At 46.5% G+C, this 24029-nt stretch carries 25 protein-coding genes and 1 pseudogene; 10 read left to right on the top strand and 16 right to left on the bottom strand.

Features of this window, described 5'->3' with window-relative positions; translation table 11 throughout:
* Positions 1–6 precede the first annotated feature (6 nt).
* The 5 genes from tuf to QUB77_RS16665 all read right to left on the bottom strand — a co-directional run bounded on the left by tuf (position 7) and on the right by QUB77_RS16665 (position 4995).
* The gene (gene tuf, locus QUB77_RS16685) at positions 7–1236 is read right to left on the bottom strand and encodes an elongation factor Tu (protein WP_190660866.1); all 1230 of its coding nucleotides are present in this window, start codon (positions 1234–1236) and stop codon (positions 7–9) included.
* Positions 1237–1338: 102 nt separating this feature from the next.
* Positions 1339–3411: an elongation factor G gene (fusA, locus tag QUB77_RS16680; RefSeq protein ID WP_333174989.1), complete on the bottom strand. Its 2073-nt coding sequence runs from the start codon at positions 3409–3411 to the stop codon at positions 1339–1341.
* Between the two features lie 345 nt (positions 3412–3756).
* Positions 3757–4227 (bottom strand): 30S ribosomal protein S7, encoded by a 471-nt coding sequence (gene rpsG, locus QUB77_RS16675; protein ID WP_006632196.1) that lies wholly within the window; start codon positions 4225–4227, stop codon positions 3757–3759.
* 144 nt (positions 4228–4371) lie between these two features.
* Complete coding sequence (rpsL, locus tag QUB77_RS16670; RefSeq protein ID WP_006632197.1) at positions 4372–4752, bottom strand: 30S ribosomal protein S12; 381 nt, start codon at positions 4750–4752, stop codon at positions 4372–4374.
* A gap of 99 nt (positions 4753–4851) precedes the next feature.
* Positions 4852–4995 (bottom strand): hypothetical protein, encoded by a 144-nt coding sequence (locus tag QUB77_RS16665; protein WP_333174992.1) that lies wholly within the window; start codon positions 4993–4995, stop codon positions 4852–4854.
* A 216-nt stretch (positions 4996–5211) separates the two neighbouring features.
* Between QUB77_RS16665 and QUB77_RS16660 the strand changes: the two genes are divergently transcribed.
* Together QUB77_RS16660 and QUB77_RS16655 are read left to right on the top strand one after the other, a co-directional pair.
* Positions 5212–5415 carry a hypothetical protein gene (locus QUB77_RS16660; protein ID WP_333174995.1) on the top strand — a complete coding sequence of 68 codons (204 nt, stop codon included), beginning with the start codon at positions 5212–5214 and terminating at the stop codon, positions 5413–5415.
* 221 nt (positions 5416–5636) lie between these two features.
* A complete protein-coding gene (locus QUB77_RS16655; RefSeq protein ID WP_333174998.1) occupies positions 5637–6488 on the top strand; it encodes an Npun_R2479 family HD domain-containing metalloprotein in 852 nt (283 codons plus the stop codon).
* Between the two features lie 251 nt (positions 6489–6739).
* Here QUB77_RS16655 and QUB77_RS16650 read toward each other — a convergent pair whose 3' ends face one another.
* The 8 genes and pseudogenes from QUB77_RS16650 to QUB77_RS16615 all read right to left on the bottom strand — a co-directional run bounded on the left by QUB77_RS16650 (position 6740) and on the right by QUB77_RS16615 (position 13437).
* Positions 6740–7255 (bottom strand): transcriptional repressor, encoded by a 516-nt coding sequence (locus QUB77_RS16650; protein WP_333175001.1) that lies wholly within the window; start codon positions 7253–7255, stop codon positions 6740–6742.
* Positions 7256–7795: 540 nt separating this feature from the next.
* Positions 7796–8272 (bottom strand): annotated as a pseudogene (locus tag QUB77_RS16645) (chlorophyll a/b binding light-harvesting protein); the annotation flags it as partial.
* 549 nt (positions 8273–8821) lie between these two features.
* Positions 8822–9559: a response regulator transcription factor gene (locus QUB77_RS16640; protein WP_333175087.1), complete on the bottom strand. Its 738-nt coding sequence runs from the start codon at positions 9557–9559 to the stop codon at positions 8822–8824.
* Between the two features lie 598 nt (positions 9560–10157).
* Positions 10158–11120: an FTR1 family protein gene (locus QUB77_RS16635; RefSeq protein ID WP_333175004.1), complete on the bottom strand. Its 963-nt coding sequence runs from the start codon at positions 11118–11120 to the stop codon at positions 10158–10160.
* Between the two features lie 110 nt (positions 11121–11230).
* Positions 11231–11665, bottom strand: a complete 435-nt coding sequence (locus QUB77_RS16630) for a ferritin-like domain-containing protein (protein ID WP_332954961.1) — start codon at positions 11663–11665, stop codon at positions 11231–11233.
* Between the two features lie 116 nt (positions 11666–11781).
* Positions 11782–12255: a hypothetical protein gene (locus tag QUB77_RS16625; protein ID WP_333175006.1), complete on the bottom strand. Its 474-nt coding sequence runs from the start codon at positions 12253–12255 to the stop codon at positions 11782–11784.
* Positions 12256–12511: 256 nt separating this feature from the next.
* Positions 12512–12811: a hypothetical protein gene (locus QUB77_RS16620; RefSeq protein WP_333175008.1), complete on the bottom strand. Its 300-nt coding sequence runs from the start codon at positions 12809–12811 to the stop codon at positions 12512–12514.
* A gap of 494 nt (positions 12812–13305) precedes the next feature.
* Positions 13306–13437 (bottom strand): hypothetical protein, encoded by a 132-nt coding sequence (locus QUB77_RS16615; protein WP_333175011.1) that lies wholly within the window; start codon positions 13435–13437, stop codon positions 13306–13308.
* Between the two features lie 2 nt (positions 13438–13439).
* On the opposite strand from QUB77_RS16615, the gene QUB77_RS16610 reads away from it, so the two are divergent.
* From QUB77_RS16610 to arr, 4 genes are all read left to right on the top strand, one after another.
* Positions 13440–14369 (top strand): energy-coupling factor ABC transporter permease, encoded by a 930-nt coding sequence (locus QUB77_RS16610; protein ID WP_333175013.1) that lies wholly within the window; start codon positions 13440–13442, stop codon positions 14367–14369.
* Positions 14362–15036 carry an energy-coupling factor transporter transmembrane protein EcfT gene (locus tag QUB77_RS16605; RefSeq protein WP_333175015.1) on the top strand — a complete coding sequence of 225 codons (675 nt, stop codon included), beginning with the start codon at positions 14362–14364 and terminating at the stop codon, positions 15034–15036. The genes QUB77_RS16610 and QUB77_RS16605 overlap by 8 nt, the downstream gene beginning before the upstream one ends.
* Positions 15037–15255: 219 nt before the next feature.
* On the top strand, positions 15256–15990 hold the full coding sequence (locus QUB77_RS16600) for an ABC transporter ATP-binding protein (RefSeq protein WP_333175016.1): 735 nt from the start codon (positions 15256–15258) through the stop codon (positions 15988–15990).
* Between the two features lie 247 nt (positions 15991–16237).
* Positions 16238–16654: an NAD(+)--rifampin ADP-ribosyltransferase gene (gene arr, locus QUB77_RS16595; protein WP_333175018.1), complete on the top strand. Its 417-nt coding sequence runs from the start codon at positions 16238–16240 to the stop codon at positions 16652–16654.
* A 104-nt stretch (positions 16655–16758) separates the two neighbouring features.
* Here arr and QUB77_RS16590 read toward each other — a convergent pair whose 3' ends face one another.
* Positions 16759–17763, bottom strand: a complete 1005-nt coding sequence (locus QUB77_RS16590) for an ion transporter (protein WP_333175020.1) — start codon at positions 17761–17763, stop codon at positions 16759–16761.
* Positions 17764–18007: 244 nt separating this feature from the next.
* On the opposite strand from QUB77_RS16590, the gene QUB77_RS16585 reads away from it, so the two are divergent.
* On the top strand, positions 18008–19015 hold the full coding sequence (locus tag QUB77_RS16585) for a 2-hydroxyacid dehydrogenase (RefSeq protein ID WP_333175021.1): 1008 nt from the start codon (positions 18008–18010) through the stop codon (positions 19013–19015).
* Positions 19016–19211: 196 nt separating this feature from the next.
* Positions 19212–19649: a CAAD domain-containing protein gene (locus QUB77_RS16580; protein WP_333077422.1), complete on the top strand. Its 438-nt coding sequence runs from the start codon at positions 19212–19214 to the stop codon at positions 19647–19649.
* A gap of 162 nt (positions 19650–19811) precedes the next feature.
* Here QUB77_RS16580 and aroA read toward each other — a convergent pair whose 3' ends face one another.
* Positions 19812–21167 (bottom strand): 3-phosphoshikimate 1-carboxyvinyltransferase, encoded by a 1356-nt coding sequence (aroA, locus tag QUB77_RS16575; RefSeq protein WP_333175024.1) that lies wholly within the window; start codon positions 21165–21167, stop codon positions 19812–19814.
* Positions 21168–21612: 445 nt separating this feature from the next.
* Here aroA and QUB77_RS16570 point away from each other — a divergent pair, with 445 nt between their 5' ends.
* Positions 21613–22116, top strand: a complete 504-nt coding sequence (locus tag QUB77_RS16570) for a hypothetical protein (RefSeq protein ID WP_333175026.1) — start codon at positions 21613–21615, stop codon at positions 22114–22116.
* Positions 22117–22248: 132 nt separating this feature from the next.
* Here the strand turns inward: QUB77_RS16570 and QUB77_RS16565 are convergent, their stop codons facing one another.
* Positions 22249–22728 carry a hypothetical protein gene (locus QUB77_RS16565; RefSeq protein ID WP_333175028.1) on the bottom strand — a complete coding sequence of 160 codons (480 nt, stop codon included), beginning with the start codon at positions 22726–22728 and terminating at the stop codon, positions 22249–22251.
* 281 nt (positions 22729–23009) lie between these two features.
* Here QUB77_RS16565 and QUB77_RS16560 point away from each other — a divergent pair, with 281 nt between their 5' ends.
* A complete protein-coding gene (locus QUB77_RS16560; RefSeq protein ID WP_333175030.1) occupies positions 23010–23687 on the top strand; it encodes a hypothetical protein in 678 nt (225 codons plus the stop codon).
* Positions 23688–24029 lie beyond the last annotated feature (342 nt).

The raw sequence follows: 24029 nt of genomic DNA, 5'->3' as shown, positions 1-24029 counted from the left end.
GGAGTCCTACTTGAGGATTTTGGAAACAACGCCAGCGCCCACGGTGCGGCCGCCTTCGCGGATAGCGAAGCGCATTCCTTGTTCGATCGCGATCGGGTGAATCAGTTCAACAGTCATTTTGATCCGGTCACCAGGCATCACCATTTCTGCTTCACTACCGTCATCAGCGGTGAATTGTGCGATCGTGCCGGTCACGTCAGTGGTACGGACGTAGAATTGAGGGCGATAGCCAGAGAAAAAGGGCGTGTGCCGGCCGCCTTCTTCTTTCTTGAGGATGTACACTTCAGATTCAAACTGAGTGTGAGGCATGATGCTTTTCGGCTTGGCAATCACCATTCCGCGTTCAATATCCGCCTTTAAAATCCCCCGCAGCAGTAGACCAACGTTGTCGCCGGCCAAACCTTCTTCCAGAGACTTGGTGAACATTTCCACACCAGTCACTGTAGTGCTGCGAGTGTCCTTAAGACCCACCAATTCGACTGTTTCGCCGACTTTGATAGTTCCACGTTCGATCCGGCCTGTGGCGACAGTACCCCGACCAGTAATCGAGAATACGTCTTCAACTGCCATCAAGAAAGGCTTGTCAACTTCGCGTTCTGGGGTGGGGATGTAAGCATCTACTTCTTCCATCAGCTTGTAAATTTTGTCAACCCACTCATTTTCGCCCTTGACAGTCTTGGGATTAGCAAGCATCGCTTCGAGAGCTTTCAATCCCGAACCTGTGACGATGGGGATGTCATCGCCCGGAAAATCGTAAGAGCTCAAAAGTTCGCGAACTTCCAGTTCTACCAATTCCAACAGTTCAGCATCATCCACCATGTCTTCTTTGTTCAAGAACACAACCAAGCTGGGAACGCCAACTTGCTTAGCTAGCAGGATGTGTTCGCGAGTTTGAGGCATGGGGCCGTCTGCTGCTGACACTACTAGAATGCCGCCGTCCATTTGAGCAGCACCGGTGATCATGTTTTTCACATAGTCAGCGTGTCCGGGGCAATCTACGTGGGCATAGTGCCGACCTGTGGTTTCGTATTCCACGTGAGCAGTATTAATCGTAATACCCCGTGCTTTTTCTTCTGGCGCAGCGTCGATGTCGGCGTAGTTCTTAGCCTTTGCTTGACCTAGTGCAGAGAGAGTCATCGTAATCGCGGCGGTCAAAGTTGTTTTGCCGTGGTCAACGTGACCGATCGTGCCGATGTTTACGTGGGGTTTATTCCGTTCAAATTTTGCGCGTGCCATTCTCGATTTGTTCCTTGTTTCTTTTAGCGATTTTAGATTTTAACATTTTAGATTTTAGACTTTGGATTTCATCCAAAATCCAAAATCTAAAATTCAAAATCGTTAGTTACCTTTGTTCTTAGCGATGATGGCTTCAGCCACATTTCGCGGCACTTCTTCGTAATGGCTGAATTCCATTGTGAAGATGCCTCGACCTTGGGTTTTCGAGCGGATGTCAGTGGCGTAGCCAAACATTTCTGCTAGTGGAACTTTTACAGAAACTTTGGCAATTCCCTGATCCGTCTCTTGGCCCTCGATCTGACCCCGACGCGAGTTGAGGTCACCGATGATGTTCCCGATGTAATCTTCGGGAACTTCCACCTCTACTTTCATCATAGGCTCTAGCAGCACAGGCGAAGCCTTCATCACGGCTTCTTTGATCGCCATTGAGCCGGCGATCTTAAATGCCATTTCCGAAGAGTCTACGTCGTGGAAAGACCCGTCTACCATAGTAGCTTTGAGGTCAATCACGGGATACCCTGCTACGATACCTGATTCGCAGGCTTCTTTCATCCCTTGTTCTGCAGGGCCGATGTACTCTTTGGGTACAGTGCCACCAACAATTTTGGAGACAAATTCAAAGCCGCTTCCTACTTCTGTTGGTTCGAGTTCGATCACGACGTGACCGTACTGACCTTTACCGCCGCTTTGGCGGATAAATTTACCTTCGGCGCGGACGGCTTTGCGAATGGTTTCGCGGTAGGCTACTTGCGGCTGACCCACGTTGGCTTCTACTTTGAATTCCCGCAGCATCCTGTCTACCAGGATTTCCAGGTGCAGTTCGCCCATGCCGGCGATGACTGTCTGATTGGTTTCTGGGTCAACGTTGACTCGGAAGGTGGGGTCTTCTTCCGAGAGTGACTGGAGGGCTTTGGAGAGCTTCTCCATGTCTTGTTTGGTTTTGGGTTCGACAGCCACCGAGATGACTGGCTCTGGAATAAACAGAGATTCCAGAATCACTGGCGCTCCTTCTTCGCAGAGGGTGTCGCCGGTGAAGGTGTCTTTCAAACCCAAGGCTGCTCCCAAGTCTCCGGCTCGGAGTTCCTCAACTTCTATCCGATCGTCCGCTTTGAGTACAATTAGGCGAGAAACCCGCTCTTTTTTGTCTTTGGTGGAGTTCAGGACGTAGGTGCCTTTTTTGAGGATACCGGAGTAGACGCGAACAAAGGTCAGGCGGCCGTAGGGGTCAGCCATGATTTTGAATGCCAGGGCTGACAGCGGGGCGTTGTCGTCGGCAAACCGCTCTGCTGTGTCGCCGTTGGGGAGGAGTCCTTGAATTGGGGGAACTTCCAAGGGCGACGGCAGGTAGTCGATCACTGCATCCAACAAAAGCTGAACGCCTTTGTTTTTGAACGCCGAACCGCACAACATGGGGACGATCGTACCTTCGACAGTGCCGTGACGCAGGGCCAAGCGAATTTCGTCTTCGGTTAACTCTTCGCCTTCGAGGTATTTCTCGGTGAGGGCGTCGCTTGTTTCTGCTACCGACTCGATCAGCTTGGTGCGGTATTCTGCTGCTAGCTCTTTTACTTCATCGGGGATTTCTACTTCCTCGATGTCGGTTCCCGTGTTGTTGTTGTAGATGTAGGCTTTCATCTCTACTAAATCTACAATTCCCCGGAAGTTTTCTTCGCTGCCGATCGGGATTTGGATGGGTACGGCGTTCGCTCTCATGCGATCGCGAATTTGGGCGTAGACTTTGTAAAAGTTTGCGCCCATCCGATCCATTTTGTTGACGAACACGATCCGCGGTACTTTGTACCGATCGGCTTGTCGCCAAACTGTCTCGGATTGCGGCTGCACTCCCCCTACCGAGCAGAACACTGCGATCACTCCGTCGAGCACTCGCATCGAGCGTTCGACTTCGATCGTGAAGTCTACGTGTCCGGGAGTGTCGATGATGTTGATTTTGTAATCTTTCCAACTGGTGGTGATAGCAGCGGCAGTAATCGTAATTCCCCGCTCCCGCTCTTGCTCCATCCAGTCAGTGACTGCTGTTCCCTCGTGCACTTCACCCATTTTGTGAACCATGCCTGAATAGAACAGAATTCTTTCAGTTGTTGTTGTTTTGCCCGCGTCGATGTGGGCTGCGATGCCGATGTTGCGAGTTTTTTCTAGCGGGACGGTACGTGCCACAGCTACCTCCTTAATCTTGTGTTGCTGTTATAATACTATTATACTACACAGTAACCCTATTTTGCACTCCCCAGGGACTTACAAAAGTCTCTGGAGCTTATTGTTACATTTTAATATTTTTTGCAAGATTTGTTTACAAAAATATTAAGGATGCGACATGGAGGATTTAGAGAGTGCGTGAATTTTGAGTGCGTGAGTTTTGATTTTGGGAGTTTTGAGTTTGCTTCACGAATCGCAATTGCGCCAAGAGAAGCAATCTCAACACTCAAAACTTACACTTTCCAATTTCTCACCCGATGCTTTTATACCGCACGATCGCGCTTTTCTCCATGCCCGATGTTGCAGTTAGTAGCGGTAGTGAGCAAAAGCCTTGTTAGCTTCAGCCATGCGGTGTGTTTCTTCGCGCTTGCGAATAGCACTGCCTGTTTCGTTAGCTGCATCCATCAGTTCGTTGGCTAGCTTGGCTGCCATCGAGCGGCCGGTGCGGGCGCGGGCAAATCTGATCAGCCAGCGGAGGGCGAGGGTGGTACCGCGATCGGAACGCACTTCCATCGGCACTTGGTAGGTGGCGCCACCTACCCGGCGGGCTTTGACTTCGACCAGGGGTGTCGCGTTTTTGACTGCTTTTTCAAACAAGTCTAACGGTTCAGCCCCTGTGCGCTCTTGGATGGTTTTGAGGGCGTCGTAGACGATGCTGGAGGCAACGGATTTTTTGCCGTGCTGCATGATCCGTCTCACCATCATGCTTACCAACCGGCTGTTGTAGGTTGGATCTGGTGGAACTGGACGTTTTTGAATAACTGTGCGGCGAGACATAGTTCTATTTGGGATTTTTGATTTTGAATGATTGAGTTTGGGGTTTTGGGATCAGATCTCGATCTATGACGATCGAGCATGCAATTGATCGGCGCCAGCAGATTTTTTTTGGCTTCCCAACCCCGCGATCTGGCGAGTTCCGTGTTATTTTTTCTCTTTAGGACGCTTGGCCCCGTATTTGGAACGACCCTGCTTGCGGTCTTTCACCCCAGCGGTGTCTAATGTACCGCGAATGATGTGGTATCTAACTCCGGGCAAATCTTTTACCCGACCGCCCCGGATCATTACTACCGAGTGTTCTTGCAAGTTGTGACCGATCCCTGGGATGTAGGCGGTGACTTCAAAACCAGAGGTCAGCCTTACCCGAGCCACCTTCCGCAGCGCCGAGTTGGGTTTTTTCGGGGTGGTTGTGTACACTCTGGTGCAAACTCCGCGCCGCTGGGGGCAACTCTTGAGAGCTGGCGATTTGGTTTTTTTCTGCGTTTGTTCCCGTGCTGAACGGATGAGTTGCTGAATAGTGGGCATGAGTTACGGCATTTCTAGCTTTTTGCTGAATATAGTGATTTGGCTGCATCCGCACTGAAAGTCCCTTCCCCTCTGGGGGGACGGGATGAATGAAAATAATTATGGGTAAGTGAGGATACCAGACTCTATATTGTACACGACACGAGTTTCTTTGGCAAGAAATTTGCGCGACCAGCGCTCAAACTTCCTTCCTTGCTGCAAGTTGGGAGGGGGGGAGCGCAACGGGCGAATGGTATGTGACATCCTATAATTTACGCGCAACTATGATGATGATTGTCACAGCCGTCAGCACAATTTATGACGATCGCAATATCGCGCTTTTTCGCTCAAATTACCATTCTTTAGGAGAGGTGCATTAACTCCAGCGTGCGATCGCATCACAGTCTATAGCCGATCGACATCACATAAAGTTATCTAAAATGACCCGACAATAAGAAATATACATTGAGTTGACGGCAGATGACAACCAAAGCTTATATTCCTGAATATAAAATTTCCGAACTTTACTTGAATATTTGGAATTCCGGTAAGATCGATCGGACTGTGTTCCAGCAAATTCAATACGCAATTAATTCTCACAGTTTAAAAAGTTCAGAGGAGCGAAAAATTGTCAGCAGGCTGCTGTATGCAGTACGGCGGGGATGGGTGTCCGTGATGGACTGAGTTACTTGCGAATTTTGACTCAGGGCGCGAGATTGCTTGGTGACTCACCAGGCGTAGCTGCGTCAATGAGTTTTGAGATTACCACCCACCTGCCACCCACAGAGCACAACGCACACGGGGTGAATGAGTTGCGAACTAAAATCTCCTCAAAATAAGAGGGTTCCCCATATAGATGCACCGCTCTTAACTTAAAAGGAAATATTAAGGTAAAAGGACAGGGTATGTTTAATTCTACAGAACTGCTGATCGAGGCTTTCATCGAACAACTTCAGAACGGCTACAGCCGCACTTACGGAGGCTACAAATCAGACTATGCTGACATTATTGGCTGGGTGGGGGCAATGGCGTTAGAAAATATCGCCAACAGCGACGCTCTTTATCACAATGTAGAACACGCCATTTGCATTAGCTTAGTCGGTCAAGAAATCTTGCGTGGAAAACACATTCGCAAGGGGGGAGTTTCCTGCGAAGATTGGCTGCACTTCATCATTTCTTTGCTGTGCCAAGACATCGGATATGTCAAAGGAGTTTGCCGGCAAGACCAAGAATCAGAAGGATTGTATGCTACCGGAAAAGATGGCATGAGAATTGCACTTGCTCCCGGTGCAACAGCGGCTAGCTTAGCTCCTTACCGAGTTGACAGAGCTAAATTGTTCATTGACGAGCGCTTCGGCAACCACAAGCTCATTAATGCTGAGATAATTAAGCAGAACATAGAACAGACTCGTTTCTCGGTGCTAGACGGTAACACTGATGAGGATGCAGTTAATTACTCTAGTTTAGTGCGCGGTGCTGACTTGATAGGTCAGCTCAGCAACCCCCAATATTTGCAGAAAATTGGTGCGCTGTTTTACGAGTTGGAAGAAAGCGGTGCTACTAAAGTTTTGGGCTATCGACATCCGGGCGATTTGCTGCAAAGCTACTCTAAGTTTTACTGGAGCGGCATTTATCCTCACATCAGTGAATCTCTCGGTTACTTGCAGTTGACGCAGGAAGGTAAACAGATTGTTGCTAGTTTGTACGCTAACATATTTCGGATGGAACACCAACGTGGCGATTCTGAGGTTGCTTGACGGAAGGCGAAGGGAAAGGCGACAATTTTTGAATGCGTGACATTGCTTTTCTAATAATTGCGTCGCTAACATTCCTTAAAATTCCTTCCCATGCTATTAAGAAGAAGGAGTTTTGAATCCGTGAGATTACTTTCCTAAGAATCACTTCGCTATCATTCGTTGCAACGCTATTGTCCTACCTGAGTTCAAGAGTGACCAATTACCAATGACCCATTACCACTTCCCCATTACCTAAGTGTATTTCATCCCAATCAACTAATTTCCTCATCAACTTCTGAATGATATCTGGGACACAACCAATTGCTCGGCACCAAAGAAGGCCATCCCTCCCGCAGCGCTTCCAAACAAACAGCTCGCACAGTTAATTGACAGTCAAGCAGTTCGACCCCAGCTTTTTCAACTTGCTTTTTGCCAATTCTTAAAATGGATTCATCGCTAAATTCAAAGGTTTTGTGACACTGAATGCAAACCAGATGGTGATGGTTGTGCAATTCGGGAAAATTCAGTTCGTAATGTTTGTGCCCTTCTGCTAATTCTAATTCACGCAAAATTCCAATTCTTGCTAATAAATGCAGGGTTCGGTAGACAGTAGACAAGCCTATTCGTTCTCCTTTATTCTGTAAGGTCCTGTATAACTCTTCCGCACTTAAATGATTGCCTTGTGGCAGATTTTGAAAGACACTCAAAATAGTTTCTCGCTGGGGAGTCAGGCGGCAACCTCTCTGGTTTAATTCGACTTTGAGTGAGTTAGCACTGTATAAATTCATGTCGCCAAAAATAAAAAACTTGAATGAGGCTTCTAGTGGATTATCTGTTATTTATTCGCGCTCTTTTTTAGATTCTCCTAAAGTGTATTTCCCGTGATACTCCATCTAATTCTCGACTTCTGCTTTAGTTAAGGGTAATCTGCTAGCCATCTATCCCCTTGGTAAAAGTGGTACTGAAAAAGTAGTTTTTGGTATTTATGGGTAATTTTTGTGAAGTTTCTAGCAATGTTGCTGATAAGCATTGGTAAAACAAATCTTAGGCTCAAACCCAGTGCAACCGCATCTTCAGTACAACCAACGCACGGGCCCACTGTAAATGTGAGGCGGTAGTCGTTAGTAAAACAATCCCAATAACAAGGAATTGGATACAAGCGCTTGATTTGATGCACTCGTTCTGGCAATGTTACGGACAGACTCCACAAAAACAATCAAAGTGGCGATACCTAAATATTAGAAAAAGACAGTCATACGGTTATTGTCTCAAGGTTGACCGAAATCTGAACGGCGTTTGTAGGTAAAAAATAGGAATTGCACCATCGATGCTTTGGGTACTAACCAGAAGGTAGCGACACCCAGCAAAACTAGGTGGATGCCAAAAAAGGTCGTCATTTTGTCTGCGTCTTCCCATGTTTATCCAAAGAAAGAAGTTCTTGCTTCGAGGGTGGCTTGCCCTTTGAGCAAGTGAAAGATGCCACCGAAGCCGAGAAAGGCTGAGCTGATTAGGTGAGTCGCCCTAACGGCGAAGTACCCATCGGTATCGGCAATTTTGCCTCCCGCACCCCCGCCCAAGCCGAGTCTGGCTAGGTTTGGCAACAGGAGTAAGCCTTGTTCGTCCATGGGCAATTCTGGGTTAAAGCGAGAAACCTCTAATAGGGTATGGGCTCCCGCCCAGAAGACGATGAGGCCGGCGTGGGCGACGTGGCTACCGAGCAAACGGCCGGAAAAGTTGATTAAGCGGGCGTTGCCGACCCACCAGGGAAATAATTTTCCTTCGGCTGGGAAGGATTTTTTTGCCATGCTGGTCACGGCCATTTACCTCTTGAGAAAGATGTCAGGGGAGTTTTAAGCGATCGCAGGTTATTGATATAGATAATCAACAATTTTAGTAGTTTCGTCAAGGGGTATTTGAGAAAAATTTTCAATGATTTAAGCTCAGGTATGTAAATCATTAGGAAAAACCCTCGCTATATCAGGATTATGACTGTTTTTGGCGCTTGAGCGGAGTTGGTCTTCTCGTTAGCCAAAATAGCAGCTAAAGGAATACCTCTAAATTTATTGATAAATAATATTATTAAAGAGTATTATGGCTAGAGTATTCTTTAAGTAGCTATCCAATCCTCTCGGAAAAGACAAGGTGGAAAAAGAAATCCGGTACTTTCCTATGGACAAGCTTCTCTAAAAGTACGGTTAGAGGGGGGTGCGGCATGGTTTTTTTCCGAATCAAGAGAGTTAATGCCTACTTGTTGACATATTCCTCTCAAACTCCAAAAAACCAAGCCTGAGAGCATTTGCTCTCAGGCTTTTCTAGCGGGATTTTTAACAGCTTGTTGCATTTGGCGCGCGAGCTCAAGCAGAGGATTTGGTTTCTTCAGCTACTTGCTCGTTGTTGGGCAACTCCAGGCAATAACCGGCCCCGTATACGGTTTTGATGTACCGAGGATGGCGGGGATCGGGTTCCATCTTGGTTCTCAGGTGTCTGATGTGTACACGAATAGTTTCGATGTCGTCGTCGGGGTCGTAACCCCACACTTCTTTGAGAATTTCGCTAGGAGAGACTGTCTGACCGTGGCGCTGAAGCAAGCAGTGCAGCAACTCAAACTCTAGGTGGGTCAGTTTGACTGTGTGCTCGTACCAAACAGCTTCAAACCTTTCGGGGACAAGGGTCAGCGGGCCGTAATTCAGGATTTCGGAGTGTTTGGCAGCTTGGGGGATGCGGTCTGTGCGCCTTAGTAGAGCTCGCACTCGGGCTAGCATCTCTTCTAGTTCAAAGGGTTTGGTCAGATAATCGTCGGCGCCGGAGTTGAAGCCTTCTACTTTGTCTTGAGTTTGACTTAAGGCGGTCAACATCAAGACGGGAATGTCGGCTGTGCGTTCGTCACGCCGCAAACGCTGACATACGGTGAATCCGTCTACTCTAGGCAGCATCAGGTCTAGCATGATCAGGTCGGGGAGCAGTTGTATGGCTAGTGCCTGACCTTTGATGCCGTCTTCGGCCTGGGTGACTTCGTAGCCAGCCATTTCTAGGTTGACGGCTACGAGTTCGGCGATCGCCGCGTCATCATCAATAACAAGTATCCGGGGCATCATTATTTATCTCACCGCTAACCGAATGGCAGATCCTACAGCCTTCTGGGGGTTCCAGGTAACTTTAACGAACAATTTTTTAATTTTAAGCTTCATGTAAGGATTATAAGGTTGATTAAGAACTTTCGGGGCTCTGTAAATATTCTTGTACTAATTATAAGCCCTAAGAGCACATATCAGAAAACTGTTGACCAAAAATCTTGCTGGGGACAGATTTTTGGTCGGCAAGAACCGCCTTAACTTATGCAGGGCCCTCCTGTGAAGCCCCAGGCGCACCCTAACGGTAGTCCGCGTTTTGCATAACCCTGTTAACCGTTAACTGTAAATTTTTTAACTTAGTTAATTTTGCTTATAAAATTTTTGTGTTTTTTGAGGGGGTAGGGCTTGCTTTTTTGGGGGATTGACGGTATTATTAAATGATAATAATATAAATTATTATAAAATAAATAAACAATATTGCGATCATTAAATGAGATCATATAAAAGTCAAATAATCAATCCAGCAACTTGACAATTTTTGGTCAATTTTTGGTCGGTGCGGCTAATTTTTTTATGGGCATCGAATCAGCAAAACAACCGATAAAAACCCGTTGCATAGCTACTGAGGGCGAGTTGGCGCTGGATCGGGCGGAGCATTTTTGTTGGGAACAGTCGCCTTAGAGCCTAATTTTTGGAAATAAAGAGTGCCGATGGTGGCTAAGAATATTGTGTAAGCCGCCGCTTGGACGAGATAAAGTCGATCTCTGTATCCAAATAGTGCTTTGAGAACGACTCCCGGAAATTCCCGATCGGGCAAAATTTCCGCTGCATTCCACACCATCGGGCCTAAAATACAAGAGTGGAGTGGTGCGAGGCGATCGTAATAAAAACAAATCGCTGCATACTTGCTATTCATCTGCGACAAAATCCCAGCGGCTTGGTCAAAATGCTTGAGTGCAGATACTGCCAAACCTGCCACGATTAACAGCAACAAAATCCCCATAAACTTGAAAAACAGGCGGATATCAATTTTGACACCCCACTTGAACAGTAGCGCGCCAATGATTGCCGCCCCAGTCAAACCGCCCAAAGCTCCCAAAGCGGGACTCAAACCTTGTTGAAACTGAGCGCTGACAAATATAACTGTTTCAAAACCTTCGCGCAGTACCGCAATAAAAATTAAGCCAAATACGCCCCAGCCGGCATTGCTATTTTCTGTCAAAGCTGCTGTAACTGCTCCTTCAACTTCTGCTTTGAGAAAGCGCGCTTGCTGAGTCATCCAAATTAGCATCCAGCTTAGCATTGCGATCGCCACAATGCCCAACACGCCCTCTAATAGCTGTTTAATTACTGGTGCGTAAGGCTGCTCTGATGTCGATAGTGCTGTGAGAAATCCATTGAATAGAACACCCACAAAACCGCTAGCAGCGATGCCGGCTGCGACACCTGCATAAACCCAAGAATTGAGGTGACTTTGCTCGGCTTTTTTGAGGCAAGCTAGTACAATTCCGACGACTAAGGCGGCTTCTACGCCTTCGCGCAGGGTAATTACAAAAGTGGGTATGGCTTCACTAAAATTCATTTTTTATAATCAGGGGGCATGGGCATGGGTTATTGGTCATTGGTGATTGCCAATAACCAATAATCAATAACCCATAACCCATAACCAATAACAACTAACTAATGATTAAATCAACTATAATCCCGCAGCATTTTTTTCAATTCTACTTGGTGCAATTCTTCTTGTCCAATCAGATTGCGGGCATATTCTTCCAAATAAACGCTGGAGTCAGTCACAACTTCAAGTAAAGATTTATACTTTTTAAGCGCTTTTTTCTCGTGATTTAAACTTTCTTCCAATAAGTCTTTCACCGAGTGTTTGTAGGTTTCTTCGATGGGAGCAATTTTCTGACTAGGGTGCCCCTCTAAACCGGTGAGAATTTCTCCTGCTTGTTGGGCGTGGAGTAGGGATTCCGTTGCTTGTGCTTTAAAAAACTGCACGATGGGAATCCGGTTTGGCCCTGTCACCATTAGTGAATAGTGGGTATAGCGCACGACACCTGCAAGTTCCCATTCCATGATGGTGCATAGCAGTTCCTGGGTTTTTTTCTCGTCAAGTTCTTTCATTTGTTGTTTTAGAAGTAGCAGGCCTTAGATGGCGGTGTTTATAATATCACATTTAAGTTAAAAATCAAAAGTAAGGTGCGGATGGCGCACCTTACCGGAGAGATGTTGTATGTGAGTTACGGGCTAACTTCTAAGGTTCCAGTAGGAGCAAACACTACAGTAAACTTAACGAATGCTGCTGCACTGTTACCGCTGCTAGTTTCGGAAGATGTCAGCAGATTTGGCAAAGGAGTTTCTTGGCTGTAATCCTTGGCTGGTTGATTGAGTGGCTCGAAATTGCCGTAGCTTGCGGGGCGGAACGCCATCGCCCCATCTTGACTTGTAGTGACTCGATACACTAGATTTTGATTGAACGTAGGGCTAGTTTGCCAAGTTCGATCGATGCGATCGTAGAGTTTTAGAGCTAACTGATCTATTTTTACGCTATCTGTAATTTCTGCTGTCTGATTTGTTCCATCCACCGCCTGAACTTTCGGCTGGGCTGCTGATACAGGTACAGCTTGGACAGTCTTATCTGTAGGGTTACTCGCAATAGCCATTTCTGTAGGCGTATTAGTGAAATGTAAAACGTCTGGAGACTTGTCAGGCAAATTTTTTGGCGGTCAACAGGTAAACTGAAATTATTTGCAGCCGGAAGCGCACTGCTACGGGCAATAGCTGGCTGAGCCACCCCCTTAGCAACAGCATTAGCGGGATTTTGCCGCTCGATTGTCAAAGACTTGAGGTGGAAACCGCAAAACTTTTCTTTTTGGCTAATGTGCCACATTGCGATGGGAAAAGTCATAAATAAAAGAGTCAAAGCTCCGACGCTAACCCAAACAATTTTGTTCATCTCCCTGGCGTTTACTAAAAAGCTAATGTACCCATTTGTGGCAAGGTTTTATCGGCAACCTGCCACAAGGGAAAAGTTAAATGTCCTGTATAAACCATTACCACTAATGCCCACATTGCACCCATGCCGTGAATGGTTCCCATCCACCGCTGCCAAGGGCTTGGATGCAGTAGGTTAACTAAAGGTAAAAACAGAAATAAACCAGCGGATAAAAAGCTAAGTCCGTAGACAGAAACTTGAGCGATATCTAACTGTTTGGGAAATTCAGATGGAACTAAATCGGTAGTTGAGTCTTGGGTTGAGTGCTGCACCACTGGCAAACATCCTGTAGGTTGTGCGGAAAATTACTTGAGAATAAGCGCATTAGTATTTTGAGTTTCTTGATAATGCAGCTCGTGCGGGCAAAGCCGATCGCACATTGGCGCGATCGACAACCGCAAAAATACTGCTAACTATATGAACTAGCAATAATTCGGACTTTTTAGTTTCTATAACACGCAATACTTTGGCTGGGACTAGCTATCTGCTAATTTCATTGTTGCGGTCGTCAAAAACTTAATGCTATTTATTCTCAAGAGTTGAGAATAAAACCAATGAAAGATTTTCAGTCTATTCTTTATATTTTTTTAAAATTCTTGTTTGAGCTTGACGGTGAATACAATTTTGGATTTGAATCTGTAAACAAATATTAATAATTCTTATCAAAAAGCTTCAAGGTGAGGGTGGCCGGTAAAATATCCGAATAATTCTTCAGGATTATTTAAGGTAAAATTTCTCATCCTCAAAATTCTGCCCCTGAGGCGCTAATCTATATCCCATAAGCGATCGCCCGCCGCAAATCCCCCGATCGCTCGATCGCATTAATGCCCCCAGAGGGGGTTTTAAATTTTTGTAAAAAATAGTTGACTAAAGACTTGGAAGTTCTCTCGTTTGGATACATCAATGCACATACCTGATGGTTTTCTTTCACCGCCAGTAGCCGTTGCCACCGGCATAGCAAGCGCAGCAGCAATTGCAGTTGCCCTAAATCGAACCCGCGCCAGTCTTGGACTCCGACAAGCCCCAATCATGGGCTTAACTACAGCTTTCGTGTTTGCAGCCCAGATGATCAACTTTCCCGTAGCCGGCGGCACCAGCGGCCACTTATTGGGAGGGGCGCTGGCATCCGTTGTTTTGGGGAGCCCTTGGGCGGCAACTTTAGCGATGAGCACAGTTTTTATAATTCAGAGCGTCTTGTTTGCCGACGGGGGCATCACCGCCCTGGGAGCCAATATTTTTAACATGGGGCTAGTTGGAATTTGGGCGGGCTGGTGGCTGTTGCAGCCGTTACAGCAACTATTGGGAGGTTCCCGAAATCGTTTGCCGCTAGCAGCAGGGATTGCCGCTGGCCTCAGCGTCGTTGCTGCTTCGATTTGCGTGGCGATCCAATTGGCAATTTCTGGTACAGTGGCGCTCAATATCGCATTGCCAGCAATGGTAGGCGTACATATTTTAATTGGGATTGGCGAAGGGGTAATTACAGGCGGCGTTTTAACTTATCTCGTCAAAGTGCGGCCGGATTTACTGCCGGGAGAACAGCCGCAATTGCAGAAATGGGTAGTGCCAGTAATCGGAGTTTTATTAATTTCCGGGGTGCTTTCGCTGTTTGCTTCAAGTTGGCCTGACGGGTTAGAAGCGGTAGCAGAAAAACACGGCTTTAAAGATAAAGAAGCTGTGGCGATCGAAAATCCCACTCCTTTAGCAGATTACACAGTTAAAGGATTAGAAGAACAGCCTATTGGTACTAGCATTGCTGGACTTTTAGGGTCTGCCTTCAGCTTCGGCGCGGCCTTTGGGATTGCTCAGTTGGTGGTAAAACCTAAAGATGTCTAAACTCTCGATACCTTTTCGATTGCGGCTGTCTTTGACAATTGTCATCGGCATAGGTTTTATGAAGACTGGCGCTTGGCTGTGGCTGGGAATCTATGGGGCGATCGCACTTTTTTGGTCATTTTGGCTGAGGGCGCCGGTGCGAACCCTAGCGCAACTATTGGGAGCAGAATTGCTTTTTCTCTCCTTATTAGTGCTGCCCCAAGGTTGGGAACGCGCCAGTTTTCTGTTGCTGCGTTCCCTAATTTGCCTGCTAATTATGAACAGTTTTCTGCTAACTTTGCCACCCCACAGTTTCGGAATCGCCCTCAAAGGATTACCCCTACCAGCAGGTTTGCAAGACATTGTACTTTTAACGGGACAATACTTAGAAATCTTGCTAGCCGAAGTCAACCGCATGAAAAGATCGGCGCAACTGCGAGGCTTATCTGGTACCGGAGGATGGCTGCGCTACGCCAGTGCTTCCATGATCGGGGCGCTTTATTTGCGAAGTCTCGATCGGGCCGAAAGAGTACACGCAGCCATGCTAATTCGCGGCTATCAAGGAAGTTTGCCCTCCGACTCAAAATCAACACCTAAAGAGCGAATTGGGCTGACCGTAGCAATTTTAATAGCAGCCGGATTAACAATAGCTTCTTATGGTAATTGGGAATGGGCAATTGGTAAGTAGCTGGACATCTATATTGCGTGTCCGAAGAGAGGAACGAAGCAATCCCAAAGCCTTACGATTGCTTCGTTCCTCGCAATGACATCATAGTGTTTATTGATATCCACCTACTTAATTGATTAATTCATGCCTCTACCTTTTGCCTTCTCCCTTCCCCTCTCAGCGCCCTCTGCGCTCTCTGCGGTTAAATACTCTGAATCCTAAAATAGAGGAAAATAAAAATTGACTAGACTCAAATCAGTCCCAACAATCGAAGTGCAAGACTTAGTATTTGGCTATCCCGATCAAAAGCCAGTATTGCGGGGAATTTCTTTTACGTTGCAACCGGGAGAAAGAGTTGCTTTACTCGGCCTGACAGGTGCTGGTAAAAGCACTTTGCTCGAAAACTTGATCGGCTTAAAAATGCCTCAATCCGGTGAGATTAGAGTGCAGGGAAAAAAGTTGGAAGAGGCAACGTTATCGCAGGCGCGCAGGCAGATTGGATTTTGCTTTCAAGACGCTAACGACCAGCTATTTATGCCCACTATTTTAGAGGATGTTATGTTCGGGCCACGCAATTACGGAGTGCCGCCGGGAGTAGCGCGCGATCGAGCTTTAGCCCTATTAGACGAATTTGGTTTAGTAGAATTTGCCAACCGTTCTGCCCACGAACTTTCGGGAGGTCAAAGAAGATTAGCAGCCTTGGCAGCAATTTTAGCATTAGAGCCGGCAATTTTAATCTTAGATGAGCCGACTAACGGACTAGATCCCTCGTGGCGGCGTCACTTGGCGTCTGTTTTGTCCCAATTGCCGATCGAGGTAATTTTGATCGCTTCTCACAACTTGAATTGGATCGGTAAAACGACTCAAAGGGCTTTAGTTTTAGCGGATGGTGAGATTAAAATTGACAGAAAAACCCAAGATTTGCTGGCAGACAAATCAACCCTCGAATATTATAATTTGCCGCCAGATTGGTAATTAGTCGTTACTTAGCTCGCGAAACGGTTTATTTAACGCTTTTTGACGAATGTAATCTCAGGATTTTATAGACAATACAGGCATTTCTTGAAAGTCAGATTGTTCTTAAGTCAACCGTATTGCAAGATACCATATTCTGTTAACATGAAATTTAGATGCGTTCGCCCTTGTCTCAGCTCAACCTACTCCCTGTCGAGACAGGCGCGAGATTTGCCAGCGGAGGACAAACAGTATCAGGAGCGAGCCGATGACAGCCACTGACGATATAATTCCGCAGCAGTTCTATCATGGCACACGGGCAGATCTGAAGCCGGGAGACCTAATCGTGCCCGGCTACAACTCTAACTACGGTAAGAGGAATAAGGCAGTCTACGTCTATCTGACTGCCACCTTGGATGCGGCTACTTGGGGGGCCGAGCTGGCCCTCGGCGAAGGACCCGGCAGAATCTACATGGTGGAACCCACTGGCCCGATTATGGATGACCCCAATCTGACGGACAAGAAATACCCGGGTAATCCCACGAAGTCATACCGATCCCGAGAGCCGCTGCGCGTCACGGGTGAGGTCATGGATTGGCAGGGACACTCCCCCGAAGCGCTCAAAGCAATGAAGGACAACATTGAGCGACTTAGGCAACTTGGTGTTGAGGCAATCGACGACTAAGTTACTCCCCGCATTATCGGGCAGTCGATGAGCGTGTGGATACGATTCGATGATGCGCCCTTCCTTTATAGCCTTCTTCCTTCTTCCTTCTGCTATGGCTGTAATTAAAGCTGGAATTTACGAACTGTCTCGTTGTACAGATGAATAGCTAAATCGCGCAGAATTTGTTCATTTTGAAACTCACTTCCTAACTTCTGATTTACCATTTGAACACACATTTTCATCAATTCTGATGAACTTTCCACGTGAAGTACGATCGCCGTTTGCTTTTCTTCAAAACTGGGCGCGATTTCTGTCAGCATTTTGACCGATTGACAATTCGCAAATTCCTCTAAATTGTCAGCTCTTTTTTCCTGCTTTTTCTTTTGTAGTTCCTCAGAAAAACCGGCCGCAATTATCCCTGCAGGTAACGCAAAAATTCCGATACCCAAAAATGCTAACATTGCTCCTAACAATTTCCCTAAAGCAGTGATTGGATAAATATCGCCGTAACCGACAGTAGTTAATGTTACAACTCCCCACCACATTGCATCGGGGATACTCCCAAAAGTCTCTGGATGCGCCTCGTTTTCAACAAAATACATGACGCTAGAGGCAAATATTAACAAAATGAAAACTGCAAATGCAGTGGCAATTAACTCCTCTTTTTTAGCGTACAATACTGAGCCTAGCGTTCGGAAGGACTCTGAATAACGGCTCATTTTTAGCAAGCGTAACAAGCGCAGAACACGAATTAAATTAACGAAGTTTAAACGAGGAAATAACAGCAATAAGCAAAAAGGTAAGATGGAAATTAAATCTATCAAACTTAGCGGTGTAAGAGCATATCTCAATCTTCCCCAAAGCGGATGGCTGTATCTGCGATCGACTGTAGACACCCAAAGCCTCAAAATATATTCTATTGTAAATACTAAAGAGGAAAAAAATTCTATGTTTGCTAAAAGCGATGTGTATTCTGGCGACAATGTGGGCGAAGTAGAAGCAATAAAAGCTGCAACATCTATCAGGATTAAACAAGTTATGAAAACATCATCTACTAAACTGTATAAATTGCTTGCTTCTGAGGTTTCTAAAATTTCATAAATTATAGTTTTGATTTTTTTACGCATCTGAGTTTGTCCTAAAAACTTAGCAATTAACGCTCGCGGTTGACTCCAGTATAAGCAATTAAATTCAAAAAATTAAGCCGGAGTGACTCTAAAGCTAAAACATGGGCTTCTTCAGAGACGCTCTTGTTAAGAAATTCAATATTGCTCAGGGAAAGTGGGTTGTTTGGGGCAACGGCGTTCTAGTAAAATTTAGAGTTAATCTGGAAAGAATTTCCAACTATTACTGGGTTTGCAGGCAAAAATCATGAAGGTAGCCGTATTCAGCACCAAATCCTACGATCGCACATTTCTGGAAGCAGCGAATGTCGGCGGCAAACACGATTTAGTTTTTTTTGAACCGCGTCTGAACCTGGAAACCAGCGTTTTGGCTGCTGGATTTCCGGCAGTCTGCGCGTTCGTGAACGACTCCTTGGACGCGAAAACGCTGCTGGGCATTGCCGAAAAAGGCGTCCGCTTGCTGGCCCTGAGATCGGCCGGATTCAATCACGTCGATTTAGCAGCAGCGAAGGATTTAGATCTAACTCTCCTCCGAGTTCCGGCTTATTCTCCCTACGCAGTGGCCGAACACGCAGTCGCTCTGATTTTGTCCCTCAACCGCAGAATCCATCGGGCCTACAACCGCGTCCGCGAAGGCAATTTCGCCCTAGACGGCCTCTTGGGTTTTGACCTCCACGGCAAAACGGTGGGAATCGTCGGAACAGGGAGAATTGGCGCACTTACTGCCAAAATTCTGCACGGATTCGGGTGTCGCCTGTTGGCATACGATGTTTACCAAAACCCAGATTGCCTCGCCCTAGGCATGGAATATGTCGCTCTCCCGGAACTGTTCGGCGCCTCTGATATTGTCAGCCTCCATTGTCCGCTGATACCGGAAACTTATCATTTAATCGGTGCAGAGGCGATCGAGCAAATGAAACCGGGAATGATGCTGATCAATACCAGCCGCGGTCAGTTGATTGACACTAAAGCTGTTACCAAAGCACTGAAGTCTGGTATAATTGGCTACCTCGGTTTAGATGTTTACGAACAAGAGACGGATCTGTTTTTTGAAGACTTGTCAAATCAGGTCATTCAAGACGACGTTTTTCAGCGTTTGCTAACTTTCCCCAACGTCCTGATTACCGGACACCAAGCTTTTTTCACCGAGGAAGCTTTGAAAAATATCGCCGAAACCACGATCGCCAATATCACCGACTTTGAACAAGGACGCCCTTGCCCGAATCAAATCGACCTCGATCAAGTGAAAAAATGAGTCAAAAGACCGATTTGGCAGCGGAGGCAATTGTTTAAAATCAAGTCATATCGTTATTTTTGCTTGCAATTTGTGAAACTCTGCCTTAGTCTCATCAATTAGTCCCTGCAGCGCGGATGCTGTGCTAATTGCCGGAGAATTATACTGGCAGCAATTGACAGCCTGCAATTTTACCTGACAACGGAGGAAGTATTCAATGACACAAGCTAACTTTTCGGACGAGACACAAACAATCACTGAAGTCGTGACAGTAGATCTGGTGGAGGACAAACCGGGGGTCATGACTACAGTGACAACCACGGAAACAACGGCCAGCCAGTTCCAAGATATTAAAGACCAAGTTATTACAATTTTGTCGGAACTTCCAGCCTATCTCTCTAATTTTTTTGCTGACTACCAAAAGCCCCTCATAACTGTTGGTTTAATTCTAGCAGGCGGTATTAGTATTAAGGTGATGCTGGGAGTTTTAGGTGCTCTTAATGATGTCCCTTTGGTAGCTCCAATTTTTGAGTTGATTGGCATGGGATATACGGGTTGGTTTGTTTATCGCTATCTGCTCAAGGCTTCCGATCGCCAAGAGTTGTTAACGGAAATTGATTCTTTAAAAGAACAAGTTGTAGGTAAGGATTCTTAAACGGATGTTGAAGGAAGAGGGAAGTTCGGCAACGGATTCGCTCCACGGATGTAACGGATGTCAGGAAAAAGGAAGAAAGAGGGTTTTTCCCGCTCTCTCATCTCCTTCCTAATCTCCCACTCTTCCCTCTCCTCCCTCTCCCTCTCTCCAACTCTCCCGCTCTCAATTTGGATGGCAAACTTGTTGTAAAGTGGCGGTAAAGTCGGGGTAGGAAATGGCAGCGGCTTCGGCCCGGTGAATGTTAGTAATACCTGTGGCGTTGAGCGCTGCGATCGCCAAACTCATCGCTATTCTGTGGTCGGTGTAGCTGTCAACATCGGCACCGATCAAAGGAGTTCCCCCGGTAATTTCTAAACCGTCGGGTAACTCGGAAATTTGGGCTCCCATGCGGTTGAGTTCGGCAGCAGTCACGGCCAGTCGATCGCTCTCTTTGACCCGCAACTCGGCCGCATCTCGAATTATTGTAGTACCCGACGCAAAGATCGCCGCTACTGCCAAAATCGGGATTTCGTCAATCAGTCGGGGAATTAAGTCGCCCGCAATGGTGCATCCCCGCAATTGACCGGAACTGCGAACCAAAATATCGGCTACCGGTTCCCCAGCGGCCTCTCGCTGATTTTGCAGTTCAATGTCCGCGCCCATCATTTCCAAAGCTTCCAAAATCCCTGTACGAGTAGGGTTGACGCCGACATTTTCGACTACGAGCTCCGAACCCGGGACAATGGCCCCAGCAACTAGCCAAAATGCCGCTGAACTAATATCCCCCGGTACAATCACATTCTGCCCTTGCAGTTGTGTCGGCCCAGTAACTGTCACGCTACAAGTTTCTGGATCGACGCTCAATTGAGCTCCAAACGCTCGCAGCATCCGCTCGCTGTGATCCCGCGACAGAGCGGGTTCTGTGACTGTAGTGTCTCCCTCCGCCATCAAACCGGCGAGCAAAATGCAAGATTTAACTTGAGCCGAGGCGATCGGAGAATGGTAGTGAATCGGTTTTAACTGCTGTCCGAGTATCCCTAAAGGAGCTAAAGAATTGCTCTTTCTACCCCAAATTTGCGCTCCCATTTGTTGCAGCGGTTTAATGACGCGCGACATGGGGCGCGATCGCAAAGAACTGTCACCCGTTACTGCAAAAAAACGCCCCGGATGAGACGCTAAAATTCCCAACATTAGCCGCATCGTTGTGCCGGAATTGCCAGCGTCCAAGACTTCTACAGGCTCCTCTAACTCGCCAATTCCGACGCCCGTGACTATCACCCGTTCCGCGTTGAGTTCAGAAACTTTGGCTCCCAGCAGCGAGAAACATTTAGCCGTGCTGCGGGGGTCTTCCCCTAGGAGTAGTCCTTCAATAGTAGTTTCACCTTGGGCGATCGCACCCAACATCAAAGCTCGGTGAGAAATCGACTTATCGCCCGGAACTCGAATCCTCCCTACCAGCGACAAGCCCGAGGTCGGTTTTTGAATGCTTAAAGTTTGGCTTTTGTCAAGAAGCGTAGTAGTTATAATGTCAGCTTGCATTGAGATAAACTAGGATTAGATGGCGTTAGCTATCCTACCTTTTTCCCAGTCCTAAGTCAGTCGTCGTTTGTACGGCCTGCGGGTTTTTTCCCAATGTGTCCGGTTAACTCCAAGGCTGATTAAACTCTCCGGGACAGTGCGCTGTCAGTTGTCAGCGACAAGAGAGAGCGGGCCGGGCGGCACGGATTTTACTTTAATTTCACATTAATTTCACAAATATTATCCGTGTATTTGCCTAGATTTCATTTCCTGCTATCAGTTATCGACCAGATGATTGAATTTTGACTGAACAATTTTAGATTTTCGATGGCGAGTTGTAGGTTTTTCATTTTTTTAAGCAAAAGCTCCGGAATTTGGAACCCAGCTAATCTAAAATCTAAAATATAAAGCCTAAAATCTCAAATCTCAAACCGCCCAATTCACCACAAATCCTAAACTTTTATTTATGCTGACCCATCACCGCAAGCCTGTAAGTTTATCGCTGGTATCCACAGATTTACCTTTGTGGTCATTCGTTGAAACCGCTGCTACGGTTTATCAAAAAGACCGCGATCGCTTTCACTTGTTGTTGCACGAACCAGCAATAATAGATCGCCAATTTGCCGACGGTTCCGACGAATCTGCCGAGCAAGTTACAATCTTGCCCCCAACTACAAAACCCCGGTTGCTCTGGCTAGAAGTTTCGCCCTATCGAGTCATTATGACCATGCAAGGAAACGGCAAATACAGCTACCGCCACTGCTGGGAACGAGGAATGTACGGCCTGAGCCGTTATTGGCTTCAGGGCGAATCGCTGGCAACTCCCGAACAGTTGCGACTCCGCAACTTCACTCGCAACTTGACGCTGACAGGAAAGCCGGAACCGGAACACTTGCAGTTAGAATACGAGTTGTGGTCGGAGAAGGTACAACTCGGTCGCTATATTTTGAATCTAGAAATTCATCACTAAATTGGGTAATTGCAAAGGGGTAATTGCAAAGGGGTAGAGAGTAGGTGAAGGCGACGCATTCCTCAAATTCATTCACCCCCCGTGGGTTTTGGGGGTTCGCGTGGCCATCTCACAACTCAAAACTCTTAGCCTTTAGCGATCGCTCTTACAATAATTAATCAGTTTGCTAGTCAAAGCGTCTTGATTGGCGGCTGCTTGATTTGCCTGTTGGCCGGCTCTAATAATATCTGCTTGAGCTGTTTGGATTTGCTCTCGACCTTCTATACTTGTAGAAGCGAGATTGCCAGCCTGAAGACTTTTGCTTATGTCGCCGAGTGCTTGACTAATTTCCTGGAAGGATTTAACCGAGGGCTGCTGAATTTCTTTGAGGGTTGGATCTGTTATTCGCAGAGCCTCAAGTTCATTCGCTATCAGGTTCAAATTTTTAGCTAAATGGTCGGTCGTTGCAGCATCGTTGCTGTCTTTATCAACATCAATGAGAGCGTTGCCTTTGTTGACAATTTCAGTAAATTTAGTACACTGGACAGCTCGGCTATCGCTGCAACTAATCGTCAGCGTACAGCAAGCAACAACTATCAGCAGGATGGCAATCTGTTTGCGAAAAAAGTACATGAACCCTCGGTTGCAAAAAAAAGTAGATTCTGGGATGGTGTAGTAGAGTGCGTCACTCGATTTTCGATTTTCGATTTTCGATTTTCGATTTACTTGCGACATTCAATCAAAGGAGCTGGAACTTTGGTCTAAAATTAGGGATTGTCCACAAGGCGAGTGTACGCGGCACAGTATCCGTTTTTGGGTGTGTCAGCGGGCCGATCGATATATCGACTGTCGAAAAACTTTCGCGGCATTCAGACACGCTCTACTAAGCTAAACTACGTACCTGTTTAGGAACTATGGTCAAAAACAGCAATAACCTAAAGAAGGGAAGCATTTGGGGATATCTTACCCTGCTTTTGCCTATTTCCTTAACGGCGGTTGCCAGTTTCGAGTCGGGAACGATGTTTTGGGCGATCGCCACCACAGCGGGCATTGCTTGGGCTTGGATGCTCTACCAGCAGCAACAAAAACACAAACTCGCTCATTTAGACTCGGTTTTCTATAAGTTAATCAAGGAAAATCAAGGGCGAGTTACGGCTTTGGATTTGGCGATGAATGCGAAACTCCCCGGAGAAAAGGTTCAAGAGTATCTCGACGAAAGAGCCTCTGAGTTTGCCGCAGATTTTGAGGTGACGGAACAAGGCGGAATTTTGTATTATTTTCAAATAGCTCCACCTGTCACTCAAAGCGAAACATTTAATGCGGGAATAGCTGTTCAAGAGCCTCCCACAAATCGGGAAAAAGCACAAGATAAAAAACCAAATTTATTCCCCATTACTCAAACCAAGACTCCTCAAAAACCCAAAATCTCTTTTACCCAGACGGAACTCTCCCGCAGGTTCAAAGTTCACGCAACTACGATCGGCAAGTGGAAACTTAAGCCGGAGTTTGCTCAGTGGAGCCGCGAAAAAGACCCGGAGGCTATCGCCTGGGAATATTCTACAGAAAACAAGCGATTTTATCCCAAAGATTGAGTTTCTCCGGTATTGACGAAAATATATCAATAAACCGGGTTTATACAACGCTCTGCGGTTGGTAGCGAAGAATTTGGGAAGAAACCGGGTTTCTGAGACTTGAGCGCGTCCAGGACTGATTTTACTGCCGTTGACCGAAAGCATCCAGGATACAAGCCCCCGGATTCATTCCGAAAGCAGACTCAGAACCCAGAAATAAAAAACCTGTATCCGATGAAACTTGCCCCCCGAATTTATCCGTGGGGTCAATGCTGCAATTCTCAAATCTCAAATCTCAAATCTCAAATCTCAAATCTCAAATCTCAAATCTCAAATCTCAAATCTCAAATCTCAAATCTCAAA

The sequence above is a fragment of the Microcoleus sp. AT9b-C3 genome, from assembly GCF_036705485.1.
Taxonomy (GTDB): domain Bacteria; phylum Cyanobacteriota; class Cyanobacteriia; order Cyanobacteriales; family Microcoleaceae; genus Microcoleus.
The sequence above is the reverse complement of the archived record's forward strand: the minus strand, read 5'-3'. Positions and strand labels throughout refer to the sequence as shown.

Coding starts and splice junctions, on each gene's coding strand:
- arr (WP_333175018.1), top strand. CDS start 16,238: ATGACAGCCACTGACGATATAATTCCGCAGCAGTTCTATCATGGCACA.
- tuf (WP_190660866.1), bottom strand. CDS start 1,236: ATGGCACGCGCAAAATTTGAACGGAATAAACCCCACGTAAACATCGGC.
- QUB77_RS16580 (WP_333077422.1), top strand. CDS start 19,212: ATGACACAAGCTAACTTTTCGGACGAGACACAAACAATCACTGAAGTC.
- QUB77_RS16560 (WP_333175030.1), top strand. CDS start 23,010: ATGGTCAAAAACAGCAATAACCTAAAGAAGGGAAGCATTTGGGGATAT.
- QUB77_RS16605 (WP_333175015.1), top strand. CDS start 14,362: ATGTCTAAACTCTCGATACCTTTTCGATTGCGGCTGTCTTTGACAATT.
- QUB77_RS16635 (WP_333175004.1), bottom strand. CDS start 11,120: ATGAATTTTAGTGAAGCCATACCCACTTTTGTAATTACCCTGCGCGAA.
- QUB77_RS16655 (WP_333174998.1), top strand. CDS start 5,637: ATGTTTAATTCTACAGAACTGCTGATCGAGGCTTTCATCGAACAACTT.
- QUB77_RS16590 (WP_333175020.1), bottom strand. CDS start 17,763: ATGCGTAAAAAAATCAAAACTATAATTTATGAAATTTTAGAAACCTCA.
- QUB77_RS16610 (WP_333175013.1), top strand. CDS start 13,440: ATGCACATACCTGATGGTTTTCTTTCACCGCCAGTAGCCGTTGCCACC.
- QUB77_RS16585 (WP_333175021.1), top strand. CDS start 18,008: ATGAAGGTAGCCGTATTCAGCACCAAATCCTACGATCGCACATTTCTG.
- rpsL (WP_006632197.1), bottom strand. CDS start 4,752: ATGCCCACTATTCAGCAACTCATCCGTTCAGCACGGGAACAAACGCAG.
- QUB77_RS16570 (WP_333175026.1), top strand. CDS start 21,613: ATGCTGACCCATCACCGCAAGCCTGTAAGTTTATCGCTGGTATCCACA.
- QUB77_RS16650 (WP_333175001.1), bottom strand. CDS start 7,255: ATGAATTTATACAGTGCTAACTCACTCAAAGTCGAATTAAACCAGAGA.
- QUB77_RS16615 (WP_333175011.1), bottom strand. CDS start 13,437: ATGTATCCAAACGAGAGAACTTCCAAGTCTTTAGTCAACTATTTTTTA.
- QUB77_RS16630 (WP_332954961.1), bottom strand. CDS start 11,665: ATGAAAGAACTTGACGAGAAAAAAACCCAGGAACTGCTATGCACCATC.
- QUB77_RS16565 (WP_333175028.1), bottom strand. CDS start 22,728: ATGTACTTTTTTCGCAAACAGATTGCCATCCTGCTGATAGTTGTTGCT.
- QUB77_RS16665 (WP_333174992.1), bottom strand. CDS start 4,995: ATGTCACATACCATTCGCCCGTTGCGCTCCCCCCCTCCCAACTTGCAG.
- aroA (WP_333175024.1), bottom strand. CDS start 21,167: ATGCAAGCTGACATTATAACTACTACGCTTCTTGACAAAAGCCAAACT.
- QUB77_RS16640 (WP_333175087.1), bottom strand. CDS start 9,559: ATGCCCCGGATACTTGTTATTGATGATGACGCGGCGATCGCCGAACTC.
- QUB77_RS16660 (WP_333174995.1), top strand. CDS start 5,212: ATGACAACCAAAGCTTATATTCCTGAATATAAAATTTCCGAACTTTAC.
- rpsG (WP_006632196.1), bottom strand. CDS start 4,227: ATGTCTCGCCGCACAGTTATTCAAAAACGTCCAGTTCCACCAGATCCA.